14 protein-coding genes and 3 pseudogenes are annotated in these 18,287 nt (G+C 60.6%); 5 read left to right on the plus strand and 12 right to left on the minus strand.

Going from position 1 to position 18,287, the window contains the following annotated elements; all coding sequences use genetic code 11:
* Nucleotides 1–82: 82 nt before the first annotated feature.
* The 6 genes from P5W99_RS35495 to P5W99_RS35520 form a co-directional block, all read right to left on the minus strand.
* The gene (locus P5W99_RS35495; RefSeq protein WP_434667468.1) at nt 83–721 is read right to left on the minus strand and encodes a glutathione S-transferase family protein; all 639 of its coding nucleotides are present in this window, start codon (nt 719–721) and stop codon (nt 83–85) included.
* Nucleotides 718–1,335 (minus strand): glutathione S-transferase family protein, encoded by a 618-nt coding sequence (locus tag P5W99_RS35500; protein WP_434667471.1) that lies wholly within the window; start codon nt 1,333–1,335, stop codon nt 718–720. The genes P5W99_RS35495 and P5W99_RS35500 overlap by 4 nt, the downstream gene beginning before the upstream one ends.
* Nucleotides 1,336–1,406: 71 nt before the next feature.
* Nucleotides 1,407–2,777, minus strand: coding sequence for a glutathione-disulfide reductase (gor, locus tag P5W99_RS35505; protein WP_434667474.1), 1,371 nt, complete (start codon nt 2,775–2,777; stop codon nt 1,407–1,409).
* A 313-nt stretch (nt 2,778–3,090) separates the two neighbouring features.
* Nucleotides 3,091–3,390 (minus strand): YciI family protein, encoded by a 300-nt coding sequence (locus P5W99_RS35510; RefSeq protein ID WP_434667477.1) that lies wholly within the window; start codon nt 3,388–3,390, stop codon nt 3,091–3,093.
* Nucleotides 3,391–3,580: 190 nt separating this feature from the next.
* Entirely contained in the window at nt 3,581–4,588 is a 1,008-nt protein-coding gene (locus P5W99_RS35515) for an NAD(P)H-dependent flavin oxidoreductase (protein WP_434667480.1), read from the minus strand.
* A 53-nt stretch (nt 4,589–4,641) separates the two neighbouring features.
* A complete protein-coding gene (locus tag P5W99_RS35520; protein ID WP_434667483.1) occupies nt 4,642–4,974 on the minus strand; it encodes a non-heme iron oxygenase ferredoxin subunit in 333 nt (110 codons plus the stop codon).
* Between the two features lie 918 nt (nt 4,975–5,892).
* Here P5W99_RS35520 and P5W99_RS35525 point away from each other — a divergent pair.
* Nucleotides 5,893–6,462, plus strand: coding sequence for a TetR/AcrR family transcriptional regulator C-terminal domain-containing protein (locus P5W99_RS35525; RefSeq protein ID WP_434667486.1), 570 nt, complete (start codon nt 5,893–5,895; stop codon nt 6,460–6,462).
* 114 nt (nt 6,463–6,576) lie between these two features.
* Complete coding sequence (locus P5W99_RS35530) at nt 6,577–7,500, plus strand: LysR family transcriptional regulator (RefSeq protein ID WP_434667489.1); 924 nt, start codon at nt 6,577–6,579, stop codon at nt 7,498–7,500.
* Nucleotides 7,501–7,814: 314 nt separating this feature from the next.
* On the opposite strand, the gene P5W99_RS35535 is transcribed toward P5W99_RS35530, so the two are convergent.
* Both P5W99_RS35535 and P5W99_RS35540 read right to left on the minus strand, forming a co-directional pair.
* Nucleotides 7,815–9,068: an NAD(P)/FAD-dependent oxidoreductase gene (locus P5W99_RS35535; RefSeq protein WP_434667492.1), complete on the minus strand. Its 1,254-nt coding sequence runs from the start codon at nt 9,066–9,068 to the stop codon at nt 7,815–7,817.
* Between the two features lie 281 nt (nt 9,069–9,349).
* A complete protein-coding gene (locus P5W99_RS35540; RefSeq protein ID WP_434667495.1) occupies nt 9,350–10,624 on the minus strand; it encodes a Rieske 2Fe-2S domain-containing protein in 1,275 nt (424 codons plus the stop codon).
* A 434-nt stretch (nt 10,625–11,058) separates the two neighbouring features.
* Between P5W99_RS35540 and P5W99_RS35545 the strand changes: the two are divergent.
* Both P5W99_RS35545 and P5W99_RS35550 read left to right on the plus strand, forming a co-directional pair.
* A pseudogene (locus tag P5W99_RS35545) lies at nt 11,059–12,357 on the plus strand (transposase).
* A gap of 136 nt (nt 12,358–12,493) precedes the next feature.
* Nucleotides 12,494–12,834, plus strand: a pseudogene (locus tag P5W99_RS35550) (SDR family oxidoreductase); the annotation flags it as partial.
* Nucleotides 12,835–12,865: 31 nt separating this feature from the next.
* Here the strand turns inward: P5W99_RS35550 and P5W99_RS35555 are convergent.
* Nucleotides 12,866–13,786, minus strand: coding sequence for a LysR substrate-binding domain-containing protein (locus tag P5W99_RS35555; RefSeq protein WP_434667497.1), 921 nt, complete (start codon nt 13,784–13,786; stop codon nt 12,866–12,868).
* Between the two features lie 209 nt (nt 13,787–13,995).
* Between P5W99_RS35555 and P5W99_RS35560 the strand changes: the two are divergent.
* Nucleotides 13,996–14,460: pseudogene (locus P5W99_RS35560) on the plus strand (RidA family protein).
* Nucleotides 14,461–14,623: 163 nt separating this feature from the next.
* Here P5W99_RS35560 and P5W99_RS35565 read toward each other — a convergent pair.
* The 3 genes from P5W99_RS35565 to P5W99_RS35575 form a co-directional block, all read right to left on the minus strand.
* Nucleotides 14,624–15,889: an MFS transporter gene (locus tag P5W99_RS35565; protein WP_434667500.1), complete on the minus strand. Its 1,266-nt coding sequence runs from the start codon at nt 15,887–15,889 to the stop codon at nt 14,624–14,626.
* On the minus strand, nt 15,886–17,094 hold the full coding sequence (locus tag P5W99_RS35570) for a YbfB/YjiJ family MFS transporter (protein ID WP_434667503.1): 1,209 nt from the start codon (nt 17,092–17,094) through the stop codon (nt 15,886–15,888). Before P5W99_RS35570 ends, P5W99_RS35565 begins: the two co-directional genes overlap by 4 nt.
* Nucleotides 17,095–17,222: 128 nt before the next feature.
* Nucleotides 17,223–18,149, minus strand: a complete 927-nt coding sequence (locus P5W99_RS35575; protein ID WP_434667506.1) for a LysR family transcriptional regulator — start codon at nt 18,147–18,149, stop codon at nt 17,223–17,225.
* Between the last annotated feature and the right edge of the window lie 138 nt (nt 18,150–18,287).

The following is an 18,287-nucleotide window of genomic DNA, read 5'->3' on the forward strand; positions in this document are numbered from 1 at the left end:
CGCGCGCCGCGACCCGCGAGGAGACCGGCATGACTCGCGGGCTCGGCGGCGTGCTCCAACAATCCTTCATGCACCGCGCTGGTCAACTCAACCCCACCTCTACCACGTGCTTCCGGAATGCCTCACGCTCGCAAAGGCGGTCGTACCATCGTTTTACATGAGGAAAGTGAGGGCGCTCTACTGGAAGTGTTAGCCAGCGGTACGCCAACGGCCCAACCGCGATATCCGCAATCGTGAAGGATGCCCCTCCAAGATATTCCGATCGCTCAAGGAACCGATCCAGCAAGCAGAACAGTTCCGCATTTTGATCGCGAGCTTCATCAATTGTATCCTGCCGGCGCTGTTCGACCGGTGTTCGGATGATTCTCTGGAAGAGCGTCCTGTTCGCCGGCCCCAAGGAGGACAACTGCCAGTCCATCCAGCGATCGACCCACGATCGCCCAATAGAGTCGTTGGGATATAGCCCACCCGCGCAAAAGCGATTGGCGAGATATCGTAGTATCGTGTTCGACTCCCATACCACGACTTCCCCATGGATCAGCGTAGGAACGACGCCATTCGGATTCTTCGCGAGATAGTCGGCATCCTTGTTTCCCCCAAACTGACCACCTACGTCCACACGCACGCATGGCTGCTCGATTTCATCAAGTAACCACATGACTTTCTGCACGTTAGAGGAATTGCTCCTTCCGAGAACCGTCAAAGCACTAGTGTTCATCATGGCAAAATCTCCATGCCTCGCTGTACAGCGGGCCTCGAGCCGATCGCGTCATACCAACGCTTGACATTTGGAACCTCGTCCCACGCGAGTTGATGCAATTCAAAGCGCGCTATCCACGGGTAGATTGCAATATCAGCGATGGAGTATTCGTTACCTGCGACATATTCCGATTTGCCGAGGCGTCCATCCAACACCTTATACAGTCGATGAGTTTCGGCCGTATAGCGCTCAAGCCCATATTTCTCCTGCGGCGCGTAACGGCGGAAATGATGCGTCTGCCCGAACATGGGGCCGATGCCGCCCATCTGAAACATCAGCCACTGTATCGTCTCGTGACGTTCGACGCCGGACGCCGGTAACAGATTTCCCGTCTTTTCGGCCAGGTAGATCAGAATCGCCCCGGATTCGCTCAGCGTGAGCTTCTTCCCTTGTGGTCCCTTTGGGTCGACAATTACCGGGATTTTGTTGTTTGGATTCATCGCGAGAAAGCTATTTTCGAATTGCCCACCCTTTGTGATATCCACCATGTGCACTTTGAAAGGAATCCACAGCTCTTCCAATGCAATGGAAACTTTCCTACCGTTTGGGGTTCCCCATGCATACAAATCAATCATACCTATCGCTCCCACGATCCAGTTTCTTTTAACGCGGAATCTCGCGTAACTGTGCGGCGCTGATACTCGAATCAAGACTGCGGCTGAGTTGAATTTCTGCCATTTCTCAGGGTTACGAACTCTTCCGCCACGCTCGGGTGCACACCCAGTGTGGCGTCAAAATCTGCCTTCGTCGCTCCCGCCTTGAGCGCGATAGCAATGCCTTGAATGATCTCCGCAGCGTCCGGCGCCACGATGTGCGCACCCACGATTCGTTCAGTCGCCGCGTCCACGATGAGTTTCACCATGACGCGCTCGTTTCGACCGGAAAGTGCCGCGTGCATTGGCCGAAAGACGCTGCTGTACACCCGAATAGCGCCGTGCATCACACGAGCTTTCTCCTCGGTGAGACCTACCGCGGCAACCTGCGGCTGACTAAACACTGCAAACGGAACACCTGCATGATCTGTTCGACGGGACATGTTCCCGAAGACAGTGTCAGCAAACGCATGGCCTTCGTTAATCGCAACAGGTGTCAGGTTAAGGCGGTTTGTGACGTCGCCCACTGCGTAGACGTGATCGCATGATGTACGCGAATAACTATCCACAGGAATGGCTCCGTACGCATCGACATCAACACCGACACGTTCAAGACCCAGTCCGCCTGTGTTTGGTCTTCGCCCTGTCGCGGCCATCACCAGATCCACCTCGAGAATCTCGCCAGAGCCGAGGTAAAGCAGATAGGCATTGCGCTTTCGCTCAACTGCGACAACCGTACTAGCGAGCCGCATCTCGATATCGTTCGCGGCCATTTCACCCGTAATATGCTCCCGGACCTCTCCGTCGAATCCGCGTAGTAGCGTTGACCCACGATGAACCAACCACACCTTTGTTCCAAGTCCCTTGAAAATGCCTGCAAACTCACAAGCTATATATCCACCACCGACAATCGCGATTCTTTCCGGGGCGTGCTCCATATCCAGCACGTCGTTGGATGTCGCCATCAGTTCGGCACCGGGAATTTGCGGTATCTCCGGCGTCGCTCCTGTGGCGATCAGTACGTGACGCGCCGTAAACTTCACATCGTTCACGCAAACCTCGTGCGCGCCGGCAATAGTTGCCTTTCCGTTTATCACCACGACCCCGGCGTTACGGAGTAACCCCTCATATACCCGCTGCAGGCGGTCAATCTCGGTGTCCTTCGCGCGGATCAGCCTTTCCCAGTTGTGTGACGCCTCCGACACTTGCCACCCAAACCCCTTGCTGTCTTCGAACGCCTTTCCAAACTGGGATGCGTACATCAACAGTTTTTTCGGCACGCATCCACGAATTACGCATGTGCCACCGAGCCTGTACTCTTCCGCGACGGCAACCCTCGCCCCATATCCCGCCGCGATGCGACTGGCGCGGACGCCACCGGATCCACCGCCTATAACAAACAGGTCAAAATCGTATTTATCCATCGAATGTTCCCGCATACCCTAGAAAACGGACGCATGCTTCACAGGCACCTCCGAAGGGATTGCCGATGAGCACTTGAGCGAACGGCACATTCAGCTATCGCAGGCACTTGAGAGCCATCTTGCATGTTCGAGGAACCGGGGGACCAGAGGAGGTGGGCATCACTCAGCTCGTGCACTCGTTGACAGCACATCGTTGCCCGCCCCATCTGTGGCTCTGGCGCGGACCGAGCCGTATCATCGGCGGACCTACCGTGGAGCCTCCCAGGCTACGTCATGAAATTCGAGACGCCCGCCTCATGCATTGGTCGCAATCTTATTGCTTGTCCGGGTTGCCAGTACCCCAATCCCACGGCCTGACCGAGACCTCCGAAAACATATCCGCCTTCCGGTACGGGTCTCCCGCTGAAAATCGCTCGGCGGTCGCAAGGTCCGGTGCCTCTATCACAAGCAGCGTACCGACCGCCGTCACACCGTCGGGCGCGAGGAGTGGACCGCCCAACCTATATGTCACTCCTGCCTGCGAAGTGTGCAAGTATTCACGGTGCGCCGGGCGCGTTTTGGCTCTAACATCGGTGGTCCCGGGTCGGTCGATGGCAACAATAGCAAAGTACATCGAAACTCCTTGGTATATCTGACGTGAATAATATTTGTTGTTCTGATCGTCATCTCGATCAAAATCAACTCGCCGACCGCTGCGTCAGTCGGAATCGGGCACATTGCCGCCGCCCCCCCTAGCCCATCCCAACGGACCTCGACAGCGTTGGGATGCTCCTGCCGATTTCGCCTTGATCGGCTTAACCTCTTTAGCGACCCGTTCGCAAATCTGCGATTGCTTTAAGTGCCGCTTCGGCCGTTGCCTCGATGCCTCCAACGATCTCCGCTACAGACTTGACATCGTGTATCAGCCCAACGGCTGCGCCGGCATAGAGTGGACTTGCCTCCCAATCCCCCTCCATGGAGTCCCAGGCAGCCGCGGCGTTATAGCGATAGAGTGGGTTCCCGTTCGGAAAGCTTGAGATGCGATCAGCTTCGCCCGGTCGTTGACCGCTAGGTGGACAGCCGGCTTCCTCCCATCTGGAGTAGGTGGAATTACGGATCACCCAATGAGGACACTCCTGCCCAACAGGATCGAAGAGCTCGGTCTCTACAAGGTCCGTCGCGCGGGCTGCTACAACCCGCTCCTTGTAACCGCGATGATTGGCCGATTCCTTGCTCGCGACAAAACGCGTCCCCATCCACACCCCACAGGCGCCAAGCGCCAGCGCAGCGACCAGGCCTCGCCCGTCTGCAATACCGCCCGCAGCGACCACAGGGACCCCTCTGGCGGCGTCAACCATAGACGGCAGCAGCGACATCGTGGGTGCGCTTCCTACAAAATGACCACCCGCCTCCTGCCCCTGCGAAACGATAAAGTCGACGCCGATATCCTTTGCCCGCGCCGCATCTTCCGGCCTACCCACTGTCCAGAAGACAAGTCCGCCCGCGTCCTTGATGGTACGAACGTAGGGCTCGATATCTCCTTGCCACACCGAGAATACGCGCACCCCGGCATCCAATGCAGCGGCCAGCCTCTTCCGCTGGTCAACGACCAACGTCAGATTTGCACCAAACCGGCCCTTCGTAGCCCGACTCATTTTTGCTAGCTCGTCGCCTACAGTATCTTCTGGCATATGCGCCAGAGCAGCAAAGCCGAAGCTACCGCAATTGGCCAACGCTTCGAGAAATTCCGCGCTTGTGCCTCGCCCAAGAGGAGCCGCCAAGACCGGAACACGCAAATCGAGTGCTTTGGTTAACGCTGATTTGAAAGACATATCCGCTTTTCTCCGCGCTCACATTGAGCGTCTATCAAGTCCGTGGGTCCGCCTCAGCCTTTCGCGGGGACTGGCTGCTCAATTGCCACAAAAATCCTGCCATCGGCCACCCTGACCTCGTAGGTTTCAATGTCCCCGTCCGCCGGTGCCGATAGCGCCTTTCCTGTGGTGACATCGAATTGCGCACCATGGAGCGGACACTCAACCACGGAGCCCTCGAGGAAACCGTCCGAAAGATAGGCCAATGCGTGCGAACAGATATCACTGGTCGCGTACACCTTGCCGTCCACGTTAGAGAGGAGAATCCGCGCGTCCCCCAAGAGGACGCATTTCATGTCGCCCGGTAATAGTTCCGCAACGCTACAAACATCCTGATTTTTTCGCATAGTTCACCTCTGTTTCACCTAATTCCACCGGGCCTTCCTTTTGATCTGCAGATTCGATGACGTTAGGTCAACGTGACACCCGCCTGCATTGGGTCAAAGATAATCCTTTTCACAGATGGAATAACTCCCCTCAATCTTGATAGACTTTCAGGTAACTCGAAAAAATGATGTACTCGCTTAGAACGACTGGCCCCTGGCATCCCGCGATTGTTCGAACCGGATAGAAATATTTGTACCGAGGCCGAGTCGACGGGCCGAAGGGCTACGGACGTTGAGCATCCGACAGTGGACATATAAACCCTGTTCAAGTCCACACCGACGATCCTTTGCTCCATTGATCGAGCAATCATTGCCTGGTGAAAGCAGGCTATCTCGTGACATGAAGGCATCCTCAGGTCACTGAATTCATGCTTCTCGTGCATGTGAGCAACTGACACCCTTGCCCTCAGGCGCTACATCCATTCCGGGCGTTACCGGCTCGCACGCCTTGTTCAATGCGAAGCCGATGTCTTGCAACGGCAAAGACCGCTTTCGTGGTAGAACCGTATATCTGGCATCTCCGTTACTGACCAACCTCTGCGTCGATTGGCAGGCTGGAAACCGGGAGGCTGCCGCCCAAAAAAGCTGCGATCTCGTACCGATCGCTTCAACGCGGGATTCACCTGAATCCCGACCAATAGAAGCCTGGTGCATCCACCAATTGACGCTATGTACCGATCGGTTTAGTTTGATGTTATCGTGCAGTTCCACTTTAGTGACAGGCGAATAGGTGATTACCAGGTGACTATCTCGTCAGTGCGTTCAAAGACGACCCCGTTGTCCGATGGAGCGCCAGCTCAGTCTGAAAAGGCACGCGCTGTACTTGCAGGCGCAAGGGCCGTTTTCCTGGCCAACGGTTTTAGCGCCGCAACGACCGACATGATCCAGCAGGCCGCCGGGGTATCGAAATCGACCGTGTATTCTTATTATCCCAACAAGGAAGCCTTGTTCGTGGCGGTTGTCGAGGCCGAATGTGAGCTGATTCTGAACACTGTCCGTCAGCGAAAATTTCCTGAGAGACACCTTGCAGACATGCTGAATGCGATGGCGCAGACGTACCTTGAGATTGTGCTGTCGCGTGATGGAATGGCGTTGTATCGAGCTATTGTTTCGGAAGCTACGAGATTTCCCGAGCTTGGAAGACGCTTCTATCTGGCTGGTCCGGGTGCCATGAATGATGCTGTCGCGGAAATACTTGAAGCCGCCGAGACGAGAGGGGAAATCGATCTCGGTAGCATCGGACGCGATACCGCAGCTTCGCTCTTTGTGAATATGGCGCGCGGCGAAGCACTGATGCAATGCCTGACGCACCCTGAATCGCCGGCATCTGCCGCCCAGCTGAACCGGTGGGCAAAAGATGCGGTCACAACATTTTTGCGCGCTTTTGAGAAAAATGCCTCAGGCGGCAGGCACAGAGTACATTCGCCTGCAGAGAAGGCGCAGACCTAAGCACTGGTATATATGGCAAGCACCAGTCGCGACGCTCCAGCGCAGTAGCGCATTGGCCACGTCTCTCCAGCATTGGGGTGATTGTCAATGGCGATTTTATGATTAGGAGAACAGATGGATCGGATGGCCAGTCTCACCGCCTTCGTCCGCGTCGTCGAGAGCGGCGGCTTTAGCGCGGCCGCACGCCGCCTCGGCCTGTCGACAACAACGATCAGCAACCAGGTCCAGGCGCTCGAAGAAAGGTTAGGTGTGCGTCTGTTGAACCGCACCACACGCCATGTTGGTCTAACCGAGATCGGCCGCGAATATTACGAGCGCTGCTCACAGATCCTGCAGGAGCTCGCCGAGGCGGATGAGATTACCAGCGCGTTGCAGGTGAGCCCGCGTGGCCGGCTTCGCCTGCGTTGCCACCAGGCCCTGGTCCGGTTCATCGCGCCGGTCACTACTCGCTTCTTGGCCAATTACCCGGAAGTCTTGCTCGACTTCCATACCGACAGCATGGTCGTTCCCGTCGAGCCGATGCGGGAGGGGTTCGACCTGTCGATCATGCCCGCATCACCTCCCGATTCGAGCTTGGTCAGAAGGACCCTAGCGAAATGGCACTACGTCTTGTGCTGCGCGCCGGCTTACCTTGAAACGCATTCCACGCCGCATAGCCCGGCCGACCTACCGGTCCATAACTGCCTGGTATACGCCCATTCGCTCTTCGGCAACGAGTTTCATTTCGTCGATCCTGCCGGTAATCCAATGAGAGCGCGCGTCTCGGGTAATCTCGTCACCGCGAGCGTTACCATCATGCGCGCAGCTACTACTGCAGGACTAGGATTGTGGCTGTGCCCTCCGTTTCTCGTGTCCGATCTTCTCGCCACCGGCGCGCTAACGACCCTGCTGCCCAACTACCGCACACTGGGGTTAGAGATCGTCGCGCTCTATCCCCATCGGCGGCAGATAAGCACCAAGGTCCGGCTGCTCCTCGATATGCTGGTCGAGCGGTTCGCCGACGAGCAGCGGTGGCTTGATCTCGTGCCAGACAGGTAGGAACCGGGTAGTCGATTTCCGTCTGCACCACGATTGGGTCGAGCCGGTAAGAGGCCTGCGGAAGGTGGCGGAGCGTGGCTAGGGAGATCAGAATACCGACGAGCGGGAGCAGGACGCTGACGAGGCCACCTCGGCACCGGTGAGCGGGCGGCATTCCCGCTGGTGTCTGCGCCCCGGTTCCGTGCCACTCCGACGCGGCAGCCGGGCAAGATCTGGCCGATGGGGGCTGTGGCGACGACGCCGACCAAGTCGGAGGCGGTGGCATCGCCCGAGGTTACATCAGCGTGTCATTACTCAAGCCCGTACTACGACCGTCATGTTGGTGTTCTCTCACGCCGCACAAGAGTGGTAGCATGCGCCCGCAGATCGAAATCGGGGTCGGCGGCCTGCTCTGGCGAGAGACACGGGTCGGCGAGCAGGAGTCGGCGCGCGATCACATGGTCGGTCTGCCGGTTGATCGACTCGACGCCAATCAGCGTACCGCCGCGGAAGCAGAACATTGAGAAGCTGCGGCTCTCAGGGTCACCGCGTAGCACTGCGTGATGACGGCCAACGGTGTTGCCAGCAATCTGCAATTTCAGATCCGCCTGGTCGGTCCAAAACCACGGGACCTTGTGATAGGGGACCGATTTGCCGACGATCGCCGCAGCCACGGCCTGGCCCTGATCAACGGCATTCTGCACCGACTCGAGGCGGCAGCGGCCGGCCGCGAAGCGGCTGGGGAAGTTGGCGCAATCGCCGACCGCAAAGATCGTTGGATCGGTGCTCGAGAGGTTCTGGTCAACGACGATGCCGTCGTCGATCGCGAGCCCCGCTGCCGCAGCAATCTCGACATTTGGGAGGACGCCGATGCCGATCAATACGAGGTCGGCCGGCAGTCTGCGGCCATCGGAAGTCTCGACGGCACTGACGCGTCCGTTGCCGAGGATACGGGTGACAGCGGTGCCAAGCAGAACCTCAGAGCCCCAGTGTCGGTGTGCGCTCACGTAGAAGCGAGAGGTCTCCTCGGACACGACGCGCCCCATCGGGCGCTGCGCGACTTCGACGATGTGTACGGCAACTCCGGCCTTACGGGCGACGGCGGCGAATTCGAGGCCAATGAAACCGGCACCGATGACGACGACATCGCGTGCCTCTGCGAGCCGCGACCGCAAAGCGTCGGCGTCGGCGAGTGTGCGCAGCGGCAGCACGCCGTCAAGTTCGGCGCCCGGGACCGACAAGGGCCGAAAGCGGGCACCGGTTGCCAATATCAGGCGGTCGTAGCCAATCTTACGGCCAGAGCCGAGTTCGACACGCCGCGACTGCCGATCAATCGCAGTCACGGTCTCACCTACTTCCAGCTCGATTCGCTCTTCCCGGTAGAACGCCTCTGGCCGCAGCCAAAGACCTTCGAGCCCAGTCTCGCCTGCGAGATAGGATTTCGATAGCGGTGGCCGGTCGTAAGGGACGCAGGGCTCGTCGCCGACCAGTAGAATCCTGCCGCCGAACTCTGCCTGGCGCAGGGAGGCGGCCGCCTGAAAGCCTGCCTGGCCAGCGCCGACGATGACGACTGTCGAGTTCGGCATCATACCCGGATGTCCATCAGGTACAGGCCGGGGCCGCGCGTCCTCGGCGACACCGCCGACTGACTCAAGAGGCAGCCCTTCAAGCGGCGCTCATGGGCTGTAAATTCGAGCATCTTGTTTTCGCTCCATTTTAAGGTGCGGCCGGGATCACCTTCCGCGTCGTAGACGTGGCAACTGTCGCACGTCACCCCATCGCTGCCCTCGCTTGTGCTGCTGACGAAGTCGTTGACAGCCGCAGGATGCGCGTTCCCCGCGTCGAACGCGGGGAACGCGCATCCAATCAATTAGGCAAGGCGCCCGACATTCTCTCCGAGGGCGGCCGCTTCGGCGGGGGTGAGGACTGCGTTCCAGGTCCCGGTCGGAATGCCGCGCGCGGCGTCCTTGTCCCGCACGACGTTGAGCGGGTCGAGCCCCCGTTCCACCCGCTTCAACTGTTCGCGGAGAATACGTCGCAACATGACGACGCCACCATCGGAGGTGCCGAGGTTTTCGAGCGCATGCACGGCAGTCGTGCGCTGGCCCTCCTGCGCTTCGCGGTCGTCGGGCTTGCGCTGGCGCTCCTCATAGCTTCGCTCCACAGCCGCACCCGGCCGGACCGTGCCGTCGCTGATGTCGGTCCCGGGGCGCCAGCCGGGCTTCGGCTCACCGTTCTCCAACGGCCAGGCGACCATGCTGATGCCACGGACATGCTCGTTGTCTACCGGCACCACCCACGACAGTTCCGAGGCGCGCGTTTTGCGAGCGCCGCTGTCGTAGACTGCGGGGACGAGGAAGGCGTTCGGAACGATGCACTCGGCGTGGCGAATAAAGTAATTGCCATTTGGCAACTGGCGCACCATGTTGAAGCGCACGCCCAATGACGTCTTCTCAAACTCGATCCTGGCCATGTCCCGAACCTTCGTGTCGTCCGCCAGGCCGTCGAGCATGTTATGCCCCTGGTTACCACTGATGACCTGGTGCAGCATGATGAGGTGCCACGGATCGACGACGTTCTCATAATGCTGCAGCCAGTTGCAATCCTTGACGTAACCAATCCCCTGATCGCCCCAAAGCCGCATACCCCGCAGTTCGACTTCGCCCACCACGTTCGGGTCGATAATGTCGTAGACGGGGAATGCCGGCTCGGTCCCAGGCGGGCCCATGTAGATAAAGACAAGTCCGCCAAATTCGAGCGTCGGATAGGCCGGCTGCCACACATTCATCCGCTCGCGAAACTCCTCGCTCTCGCATGGCATGTCAAGACAGCGGCCCTCGGTGTCATAGAGCCAGCCGTGAAAACAGCAGCGCAGGCCCCTTTCCTCCACGCGCCCCCATTCGAGCGAGGTCCCGCGATGTGAGCAATGCGGCATCAATGCGCCAACCTTCCCTGCCCCGTCACGAAACAGGACAATCTCCTCGCAGAGGAGTTTCTCCTTGCGCGGCCGGTCCGTCAGTTCATCCGAGGTGCAGACAGGCTGCCAATAGCGCCGTAGCAACTCACCCATTGGGCTCCCCGGCTCGACGCTGGTAAGTTCGGGCGCGGCCGGCGGGGTTTGGTGTCCATACGCTGACTGCATCATGTTCCTCCAGGTAGTGTTGTAGCGTTGTCAAGGCAGGACACAAGATATCCTTGACTTGGGTGCGGTATAAATACGTCGCGGATGGAAAGACTGTCAGGCATCGCAGGATAATCACATCTGTTTCTTATTTGGCCCATCAAGCATGTCCTTGATGGTGCTTAGTGCCTGACACGCTCCAAAATGCTCATATATCGTGCCATTTAGATAACTCATGAGTGACGAGTTCGCGCCTGTTTTTCACGGGTTCGCGCCGGCGTTCGTCAGTGCCAATCCCCCCATCAGCAAGCTAATCCGCTTCATCTAGTTTCCTTCCATCACCAATCTCGTCTTCAGGCGGTGACGCCTCGATGCGGCTTTCGGCTTGAGCAGTCCGTTTGCACACTCGATCCACGCATCCATGCGATACTTCGTAATGCATAATATAAAGGACGATCATGGCGCTCTGGACTGGATGGTGGGACGCGATCTGGCTGTTGCGCCGCGCGTTCTCCCGTCTGCGCGGCTCATGTGGTTCGCGACTGTCGTGGCTGGCTTGACGGTGCGCACCGACTTGCTTGGCGTGAGCAGCATCGTGCGAGCCCTCAAGCTGCGACCAGCCCTCTACGGAAAGCTGCTCGGCTGCCTGCAGAGCGATGCCGTCCAGCTCGACAGGCTCACGGCGCTGTGGACCCAGATCGTGCTGCGGCTGTTCCCCGACCCGCTACGCGTCAATGGCCGACCGGTCCTCGTCGGGGATGGCATCAAGGTGGCCAGGAGCGGCAGGAAGATGCCTGGCGTCAAGCTGCTGCATCAACAGCCCGACTCAAACACCAAGCCCGAATACATCATGGGACACTCGATGCAGGCGGCGAGCCTGCTCGTGCGGGCCGCCAACAGCGTCTTCGCCGTACCGCGGGCTGTGCGCATTCACGAAGGCCTGGTGTGGACCAATCGCGATCGACGTACCCTGCTCGACAAGATGATCTCGCTACTGGGTATCGCCTCAGTGCAGGAGCCGTTCTACTTCGTGGCCGATGCCTTCTACGCGGCGGGCAAGATCGTCAAAGGCCTTCGCGAGAACGACAACCACCTGGTCACGCGCGTGAAGACCAACGCGGTTGCCTGTGCCGTTCGTGCACGCAGGCGCGCGCAAACGCGAGCGTCCCAGGCGCTATGGCGAGAAGGTCAAACTCAGATCGCTACTCGATGCTCCCCAGGCCATGCAATGCGCCCCCAGCCCGTTTTATGGCGAACACAATGTTCGCCACTATCGGATCTGCGATCTGCTGTGGCCGGCGTGCGGCCAGCTGGTTCGCTTCGTCGCCGTGATTCACCCCGACAGGGGTTCATGCCTGCTGATGTGCACCGACCTCAAACTCGACGCCATCGAGATCACTCGCCTGTATGGATTGCGCTTCAAGATCGAGTACAGTTTCAAACAGGCGGTGCACCGGATCGGCACACTCGCGTACCACTTCTGGATGCAGGACATGAAGCCGCTTGCCCGCCGTTGCGGCGATCAATATATGCATCGCGAGTCGCGCGATTATCGCAACGCCGTTAAGCGAAAGATCCACGCTTATCACGTTTTCATGCAAGCCGGCATCCCGCCATCTGAGCTCGTCGTCGCCAACGCACTACGCCAGTGCCTGCCGGAATTTCTCGTGAATAGCACCAGAACCCATTTCTTCGCAAAATTCATCGCAGAAAAGCAGGACTCCGATACATTCGAGATGTTCAGACTGGGAACATAGCCGAAAATTGGCCCGAATTCTGCACTCGCGAGTAATTTAATTCGATAAATTGAATTTATGAAAAATAGGATCTCGAAGAAATGCCGATTTCATAGTCAATTGGTTAAATCGCGGTAGGGATGCCATTGCTGGGCGCTTCTTCCACGTAACGCAGCTCGCCATCAAGCAGACGCTGAAGAACGGCAGAGGCCACATCGTCAGCATCAGGACCACGCTCGCTGACCAGGCGAATCACAATGTGCCTTCGGTGCTCGCTTCGCTCACCAAGGCCGATATCAGCGCCAATGCCGTTTCGCCGGGCATCATAAGTCGCCGAAGTACGCGCCAAAAGCCCACGCGACGCTCGCCGCGCTGCACCCGATGGGCTGCATGGGCGAAATGAGCGATATCGTCGATGCGATCCTCAATCTCGACTCGGCGCTCTTCGTGACGGGCGGGATCCCGCATTTAGACGGTGGCCAGAGCCCGGGTTACTGAGCCAAGTACCGGCAGCGAAGCTGCGCGCCGTTCAGCGCGCTGGCGTATGCAATTGTTCCACCAGAAAGTCGACGAAAGCGCGAACGCGCGACGTCAGGTAGCGCGCATGCGGGTAAAGCAGGATAAACGGCCGAGTACGCCCCCCCGCATCACGCAGCACCTCTACGAGTCTGCCTTCGCGCAGGTCGTCCTCCACCACGAAGCGGTACGTCTGAAAGAGGCCCGCCCCGGCCCGCGCGAGCGTGACGCCAGCGAGCGCGTCGCCAGATGTTCCGTAACTTCCGTTCGTCAGCACGTCGCCATCTTCGTGCGACCCCTCGAAGGTCCATGCGAGATTGCGGCCACTGCTCGGCAGTTCGAACTGTATGCATTCGTGGGTCTGCAGGTCCGCTACAGTCTTTGGCACGCCCGCGCGCTTGAGGTAGCCCGGCGTCGCCACAACGACCAGTTCCGCATCTTCGAGCTTGCGTGCCACGAGACTGGAGTCGGCCGGCGCTCGCCCGCGTATCGCGAGATCGAAGCCTTCATCGGCGAAGTCGATGTTGCGGTTGCTCAAATGCGTCTCGACCTGGACCTGCGGATAGCGCTCGCGAAACGCCGGCAGCAGCGGCAGCACGCGATAGTGCCCGTACGGAGTGGGCACACTGACGCGCAGCACGCCAGCGGGCGTGGCCTGCTCGCCCGTGACTTCGCGCTCGGCATCCATGAGTTGCGTCAAGGCCTGACGACATTGCTCAAAGTAGCGCCGCCCAGCATCGGTGAGGCGAATCTGGCGCGTGGTGCGCACGAAAAGCCGCGCGCCGAGCCGCTCTTCGAGCCGAGCCACGGAGCGGCTCACCGCAGCAGGCGTAACACTCGCCGCGTTGGCCGCCAGCGTAAAGCTGCCTAACTCCGCTGCAAGACAAAACAGTTCAATGCTGCCCAGCAGCAGATCGTCGAATTTGCGTTGCATGCCTGTATTCCCACGCTTTTTGAGTCCCGCGCTTCCAACTGGTTATGGTGCGCTTATCGTGCAACGAATGCGCCTGGCGCAATTTGCTATACGGCGTTGCGAGTGAGTTGTTCTGCCGATATTTGCCCCGCGCGCACGCCTGCCTAAAGTGTGCCTCAGGCATGAGGCGCACGCAGCGGAGCGCCTCTCTCCCCAGCGAGGAGAACGTCGTGTCCGCGGAACAAAAACTCGCACATCTCGGCCTCACCCTGCCCGCGGCACCGCAGCCACTCGGTAACTTCACCGCCGTTTCCGAGGCGGGCGATCGGCTCTTCGTCTCCGGCCAGGGTCCGCTTGCCGACGGCAAGCCACGCTGTACCTGACGCGTGGGCGTGGAGCAGACGCTCGAAGAAGGCCACGAGGCCGTGCAACTCACTGCGTTGAACGTGCTCGCGCAGATCAAGCGGGCACCTGGAGGACTTCGAGCGTGTGCATGATATCGTGCGCCTGGAAGGCCACGTGAGCTTTGCGGAAGGCTTCCTCAAACAGTCCATGTACTAGACGGCGCATTGGACCCACTGGCGGCCGCGCTCGGAGAAAAGGCCGGACATGCGCGCGAGACGTTCTCGCATTCGCAATTGCGCACCAAGATGCCCGTCGAGCTCGTGGTGATCGCACAGTTCCAGATCGCCTGAACGCCTCTTTTTGTTCGACGCGAAACATCGGCACGCGCGTCACGCGCGCTTGCTGAACGGCTTCTGTATGCCCAGGGCGCGCAGCACCCCCCGGCCGCCTGCTTGAGTGTTCATGTTGCTTGACCTCCGGTAGCGTTCCAGTTTCCGTGTGTCCGCCACCGTATCAGGCCTGTGCGCGGCTGCGTGCCCAGCACGCGAGGCCGCTGCAGGCGATCAGCAGCGCGCCGGTCACAAAGAACACGGCATGCAGGCTGAAGTGAACGCCGATCACGCCGCCGATCACCGGCCCCACCACCTGACCGCTGAATTGCGCCGATTGCAGATAGCCGAGCAGGCTGCCCGTTCTGCTTTCGTCTACCGATTGCCGCGCGAGCTTGCCGATGGCAGGCAAGAGGCCCGCGAGCGTCATGCCCATCACCACGCGCAGCGCAGCGAGCTGCCACCAGTGCGCAACGAACGCTTGCGGCACCATCGCAAGCCCCGTGAACACGAGACAGGCGATGATCACACGCCAGCTGCCGAAGCGGTCGGCAAACGCGCCGAGGCGCGCCGCCGTGAGCATGCTGCCGAGCGCCGAGCACGCCATGACCACGCCCGCCACGCGTGCGAGGTGCCCCGCGCTCACGCCCAGGCTGCCGATATAGACCGTGATGATCGGCTCGATCGACATATTGGCGAGCAGCACCATCATCGCGGTCACAAGCAGCGCCGCCACGACCGCGTAGTCGGGGCGGCGCACGCTCGCGGCGGCCGCGCCTCGTGCTTGGCCTTTTGCGTCGCTCCCCGGATGAAATTCCTCCTTGATCACGAAGATCGTCAGCAGCGCCGCCACCGCAATCACCGCGCCGCCCGCGAAGAACGTACCGCGTATGCCGATCCAGTCCGGTAGCACACCGCCAACCAGCGGCCCGACGAGATTTCCCGCCAGCGCGCCCGTGGAAAGCATGCCGAGCGCCCAGCCCGCGCGCTCGCGCGGCGCCTGTGTGCCGACCATCACCGTGGAAGCTGAGGCGTAGCCGCCCACGAGCCCGGCGATCAGCCGCAACGCAACGAGTTCATACACATTGTGCGCCACGCCGATCAACGACATCACCACGGCCATGCCGATCGCCGCACGCACGAGCATGGGTTTGCGGCCAAAGCGGTCGGCAAGGCGCCCCCACAGCGGCGCGGTGAGCGCCGTGCCAAGGAACGTCGCGCCGAATGCGATGCCCGACCACTGGATCACGGCCGACTGCGAGCTCACACCGAGCTGGCGTACATAGAGCGGCAGGAACGGCAACAGCATGCTGAGGCTCACGAGCGTTGTGAACGAGCCGAACACGCAGACGACGAGATTGCGCCGCCAGTACTGGACGTTGCGCTCAGCGTAGCCGCGCGGTTGCACCTTTCCGAAGGCGCGCGGGGAAGAAGAAATCGTGGAATTCATTTGGCCCTCAGCGCGGAGAAGAGATCGATGAAAAACGCGAGCATCAGCGCGGCCGCGCCGATCGCGAACAGGACGACGTAGCTGCCGCCGCTTTGTGAGAACACGAACGAGAGCCCGTAGGCCGCGACCGCCTGCATTACGGCGAAGCTCGTGGTGGCGCGGCTCCAGGTGCCCTTCACGTCGAATGGATGATGCGCGAGCAACTCGTTCACGCGCCCGAGGGCCAGCGGTACGATACCGGGCGTATACGCGCCTACCAGCACTGCGGATACCATGAGCCCCGCCGGGCCAAGGAATCCCACAGCCGGAATCGCGACCGCGACGGCCTGCACGAGATACGCCACGCGCAACGCCGGACGGAAGCCCGCACGATCGGCGAGGCGCCCTGCTGCGAGCGGGCCCACTATTGCGCCGAGACCGTAGAGCACCCAGAACTGCGCGCCCGCATTGACGCCGCGGCCAAGCCCGCGCGCCACGAAGTCGACAAGGAAGATCATGTGCGGCACGAGCCCCACGGCGTTCAGGCCGTATTGCGCATAGAGCGTTCGCAGGCGCGCGCGCGGGTACGCAGGCGCGTTTTCGATGCGCGACGGCGCGTGAGCAGGCGTGGGCGCGGCGTGCTCGGGCCAGCCGTTCCAGGCCAGAAACGTGAGCAGGATTGACACGGTGGCGAGCCCGAGCCAAGTGCAGGTCAGGCCTTGGCGCAGCAGGCCAGGCACGATGGTGCCGGAAGCCGCGATGCCGAGCCCGATGCCCGTGAAGATGCCGCCGCTCGCGAAGCCGCGGCGCGCCGGCGGCACGTGCGCAAGGATCGTGGGCGCGGCGAGCACCATCAACGCGCCACCCGATAGGCCCGACGCGAAGCGCCAGATGAAAAACCAAAGAAACGAGACCGGCACGGCGCAGGCCACGAAGGCGATCGTCGCGAGCAGCATCATCGCGCGCAGCACGGTGGCAGGCTTCGCTGCGCGAACCATTGCGCCCGCGAGCAGCGCGCCCGCGAGATAGCCACCCAGGTTTGCCGCCCCGAGGTAGGCGGCGGTCGAAGCGGGAAACCAGTGTGCGCCGATGATGGCGGGCAAAAGCGGTGTATAGGCGAAACGCGCCAGGCCAATGCCGATGAGACTCGCGCTGGCCCCGGCGAGCGTGCCTCGCCAGACGTTGAAGGCGGTCGGTGCAGCCGGACTCAAAACCGCTTGTTGCATGACTGACTCCCGCATACCGGTGCTTTGGAGCACCCAGTGAAGATGGGAGTCAGTCTAGATTAGGCTACGCTTCGAGAGAATCACTGCGGTGCGGAAGTCATTCTTCCGCACAGCGGTTGAACGGGGGCTCAATCAGCGTCCGCAATCAGCCTTGCCTGCTCGAAATACTCACGTAGCCTCGGCACGGCGAAATCGACGAAACTGCGCACCTTTGGCACTGATAGTCGACCATGCGGCATCACGAGATTCACGGGCAGCGGCGCGTGCTCGTTGTCGCGCAGGACAATCTTGAGGGCCCCGGCCTTCACCTGTTCCGCCACGTGATAGGAAAACAGCCGCGTGACGCCGTGCCCCGCCACGGCGCAGGCCAGCGCCGCACGGATCGTATTGACGGTGAAGCGCGGCGAGAACTGCACGACCTGTGGGAGTGCCGTCTGCCGCGCCGCCGGAAAGCTCCATGAGTCGAGCCCGAAGTGCGTCATCGAAATGATCGTGTGGCTGGCGAGATCGGCGGGCGATTCGATCGCCGAATGCCTGGCGAGATACTCTGGCGATGCGACGACCACCCGTCTCACCTCGCCCACCGGTATGGCGACCAGCGTCGAGTCCTGCAGATGCGCGATGCGCAGCGCTACATCGATGCCCTCGTCAATGAGGCTCACGGGCCGGTCCAACAGATGCAGACGGATCGATACGTCTGGGTGGCGCTCGAGGAAGGCGTCGATCATCGGGCGCAGCACGTCTTCACCCACGGCCACGGCCGCCGTGACACCCAACAGGCCACGCGGCATCGAGTGCTCGTCGGCAGCGAGCAGGTCAGCTTCCTCAAGGTCAGCGAGAATGCGCCGGCACGCCAGCGCATAGCGCTCCCCCGCCTCGCTCAGCCGTATCGTGCGCGTGGTGCGATATAGGAGCGGCGTGCCCGTGTGCGCTTCCAGGAACGCTATGGCCCGGCTCACCGCCGCGGGCGAACGTCCGAGCCGGCGCCCCGCGCCCGCCAGGCTCCCCTCATCCAGCGTGGCGACGAATACCTTCATGGCGTCGATACGGTCCATTGCGCGTTTGGCTGTGCAGTCGCCGCAGTCTGTGAATTCCGCGTCGATCTTAGCGGAATACGGCGCAGAGGCGGTGCATGCGCGGACGTATTATTGCAGTAAGGCGGCCAAACAAGCTGAAGCTCGGTTGTGCGAGCG

The sequence above is a fragment of the Paraburkholderia sp. A3BS-1L genome, from assembly GCF_051125215.1.
GTDB lineage: Bacteria > Pseudomonadota > Gammaproteobacteria > Burkholderiales > Burkholderiaceae > Paraburkholderia.

Coding starts and splice junctions, on each gene's coding strand:
- P5W99_RS35525 (WP_434667486.1), top strand. CDS start 5,893: ATGATCCAGCAGGCCGCCGGGGTATCGAAATCGACCGTGTATTCTTAT.
- P5W99_RS35555 (WP_434667497.1), bottom strand. CDS start 13,786: ATGCAACGCAAATTCGACGATCTGCTGCTGGGCAGCATTGAACTGTTT.
- P5W99_RS35565 (WP_434667500.1), bottom strand. CDS start 15,889: ATGAATTCCACGATTTCTTCTTCCCCGCGCGCCTTCGGAAAGGTGCAA.
- P5W99_RS35500 (WP_434667471.1), bottom strand. CDS start 1,335: ATGATTGATTTGTATGCATGGGGAACCCCAAACGGTAGGAAAGTTTCC.
- P5W99_RS35575 (WP_434667506.1), bottom strand. CDS start 18,149: ATGGACCGTATCGACGCCATGAAGGTATTCGTCGCCACGCTGGATGAG.
- P5W99_RS35530 (WP_434667489.1), top strand. CDS start 6,577: ATGGATCGGATGGCCAGTCTCACCGCCTTCGTCCGCGTCGTCGAGAGC.
- P5W99_RS35535 (WP_434667492.1), bottom strand. CDS start 9,068: ATGATGCCGAACTCGACAGTCGTCATCGTCGGCGCTGGCCAGGCAGGC.
- P5W99_RS35570 (WP_434667503.1), bottom strand. CDS start 17,094: ATGCAACAAGCGGTTTTGAGTCCGGCTGCACCGACCGCCTTCAACGTC.
- P5W99_RS35540 (WP_434667495.1), bottom strand. CDS start 10,624: ATGATGCAGTCAGCGTATGGACACCAAACCCCGCCGGCCGCGCCCGAA.
- gor (WP_434667474.1), bottom strand. CDS start 2,777: ATGGATAAATACGATTTTGACCTGTTTGTTATAGGCGGTGGATCCGGT.
- P5W99_RS35495 (WP_434667468.1), bottom strand. CDS start 721: ATGATGAACACTAGTGCTTTGACGGTTCTCGGAAGGAGCAATTCCTCT.
- P5W99_RS35515 (WP_434667480.1), bottom strand. CDS start 4,588: ATGTCTTTCAAATCAGCGTTAACCAAAGCACTCGATTTGCGTGTTCCG.
- P5W99_RS35520 (WP_434667483.1), bottom strand. CDS start 4,974: ATGCGAAAAAATCAGGATGTTTGTAGCGTTGCGGAACTATTACCGGGC.
- P5W99_RS35510 (WP_434667477.1), bottom strand. CDS start 3,390: ATGTACTTTGCTATTGTTGCCATCGACCGACCCGGGACCACCGATGTT.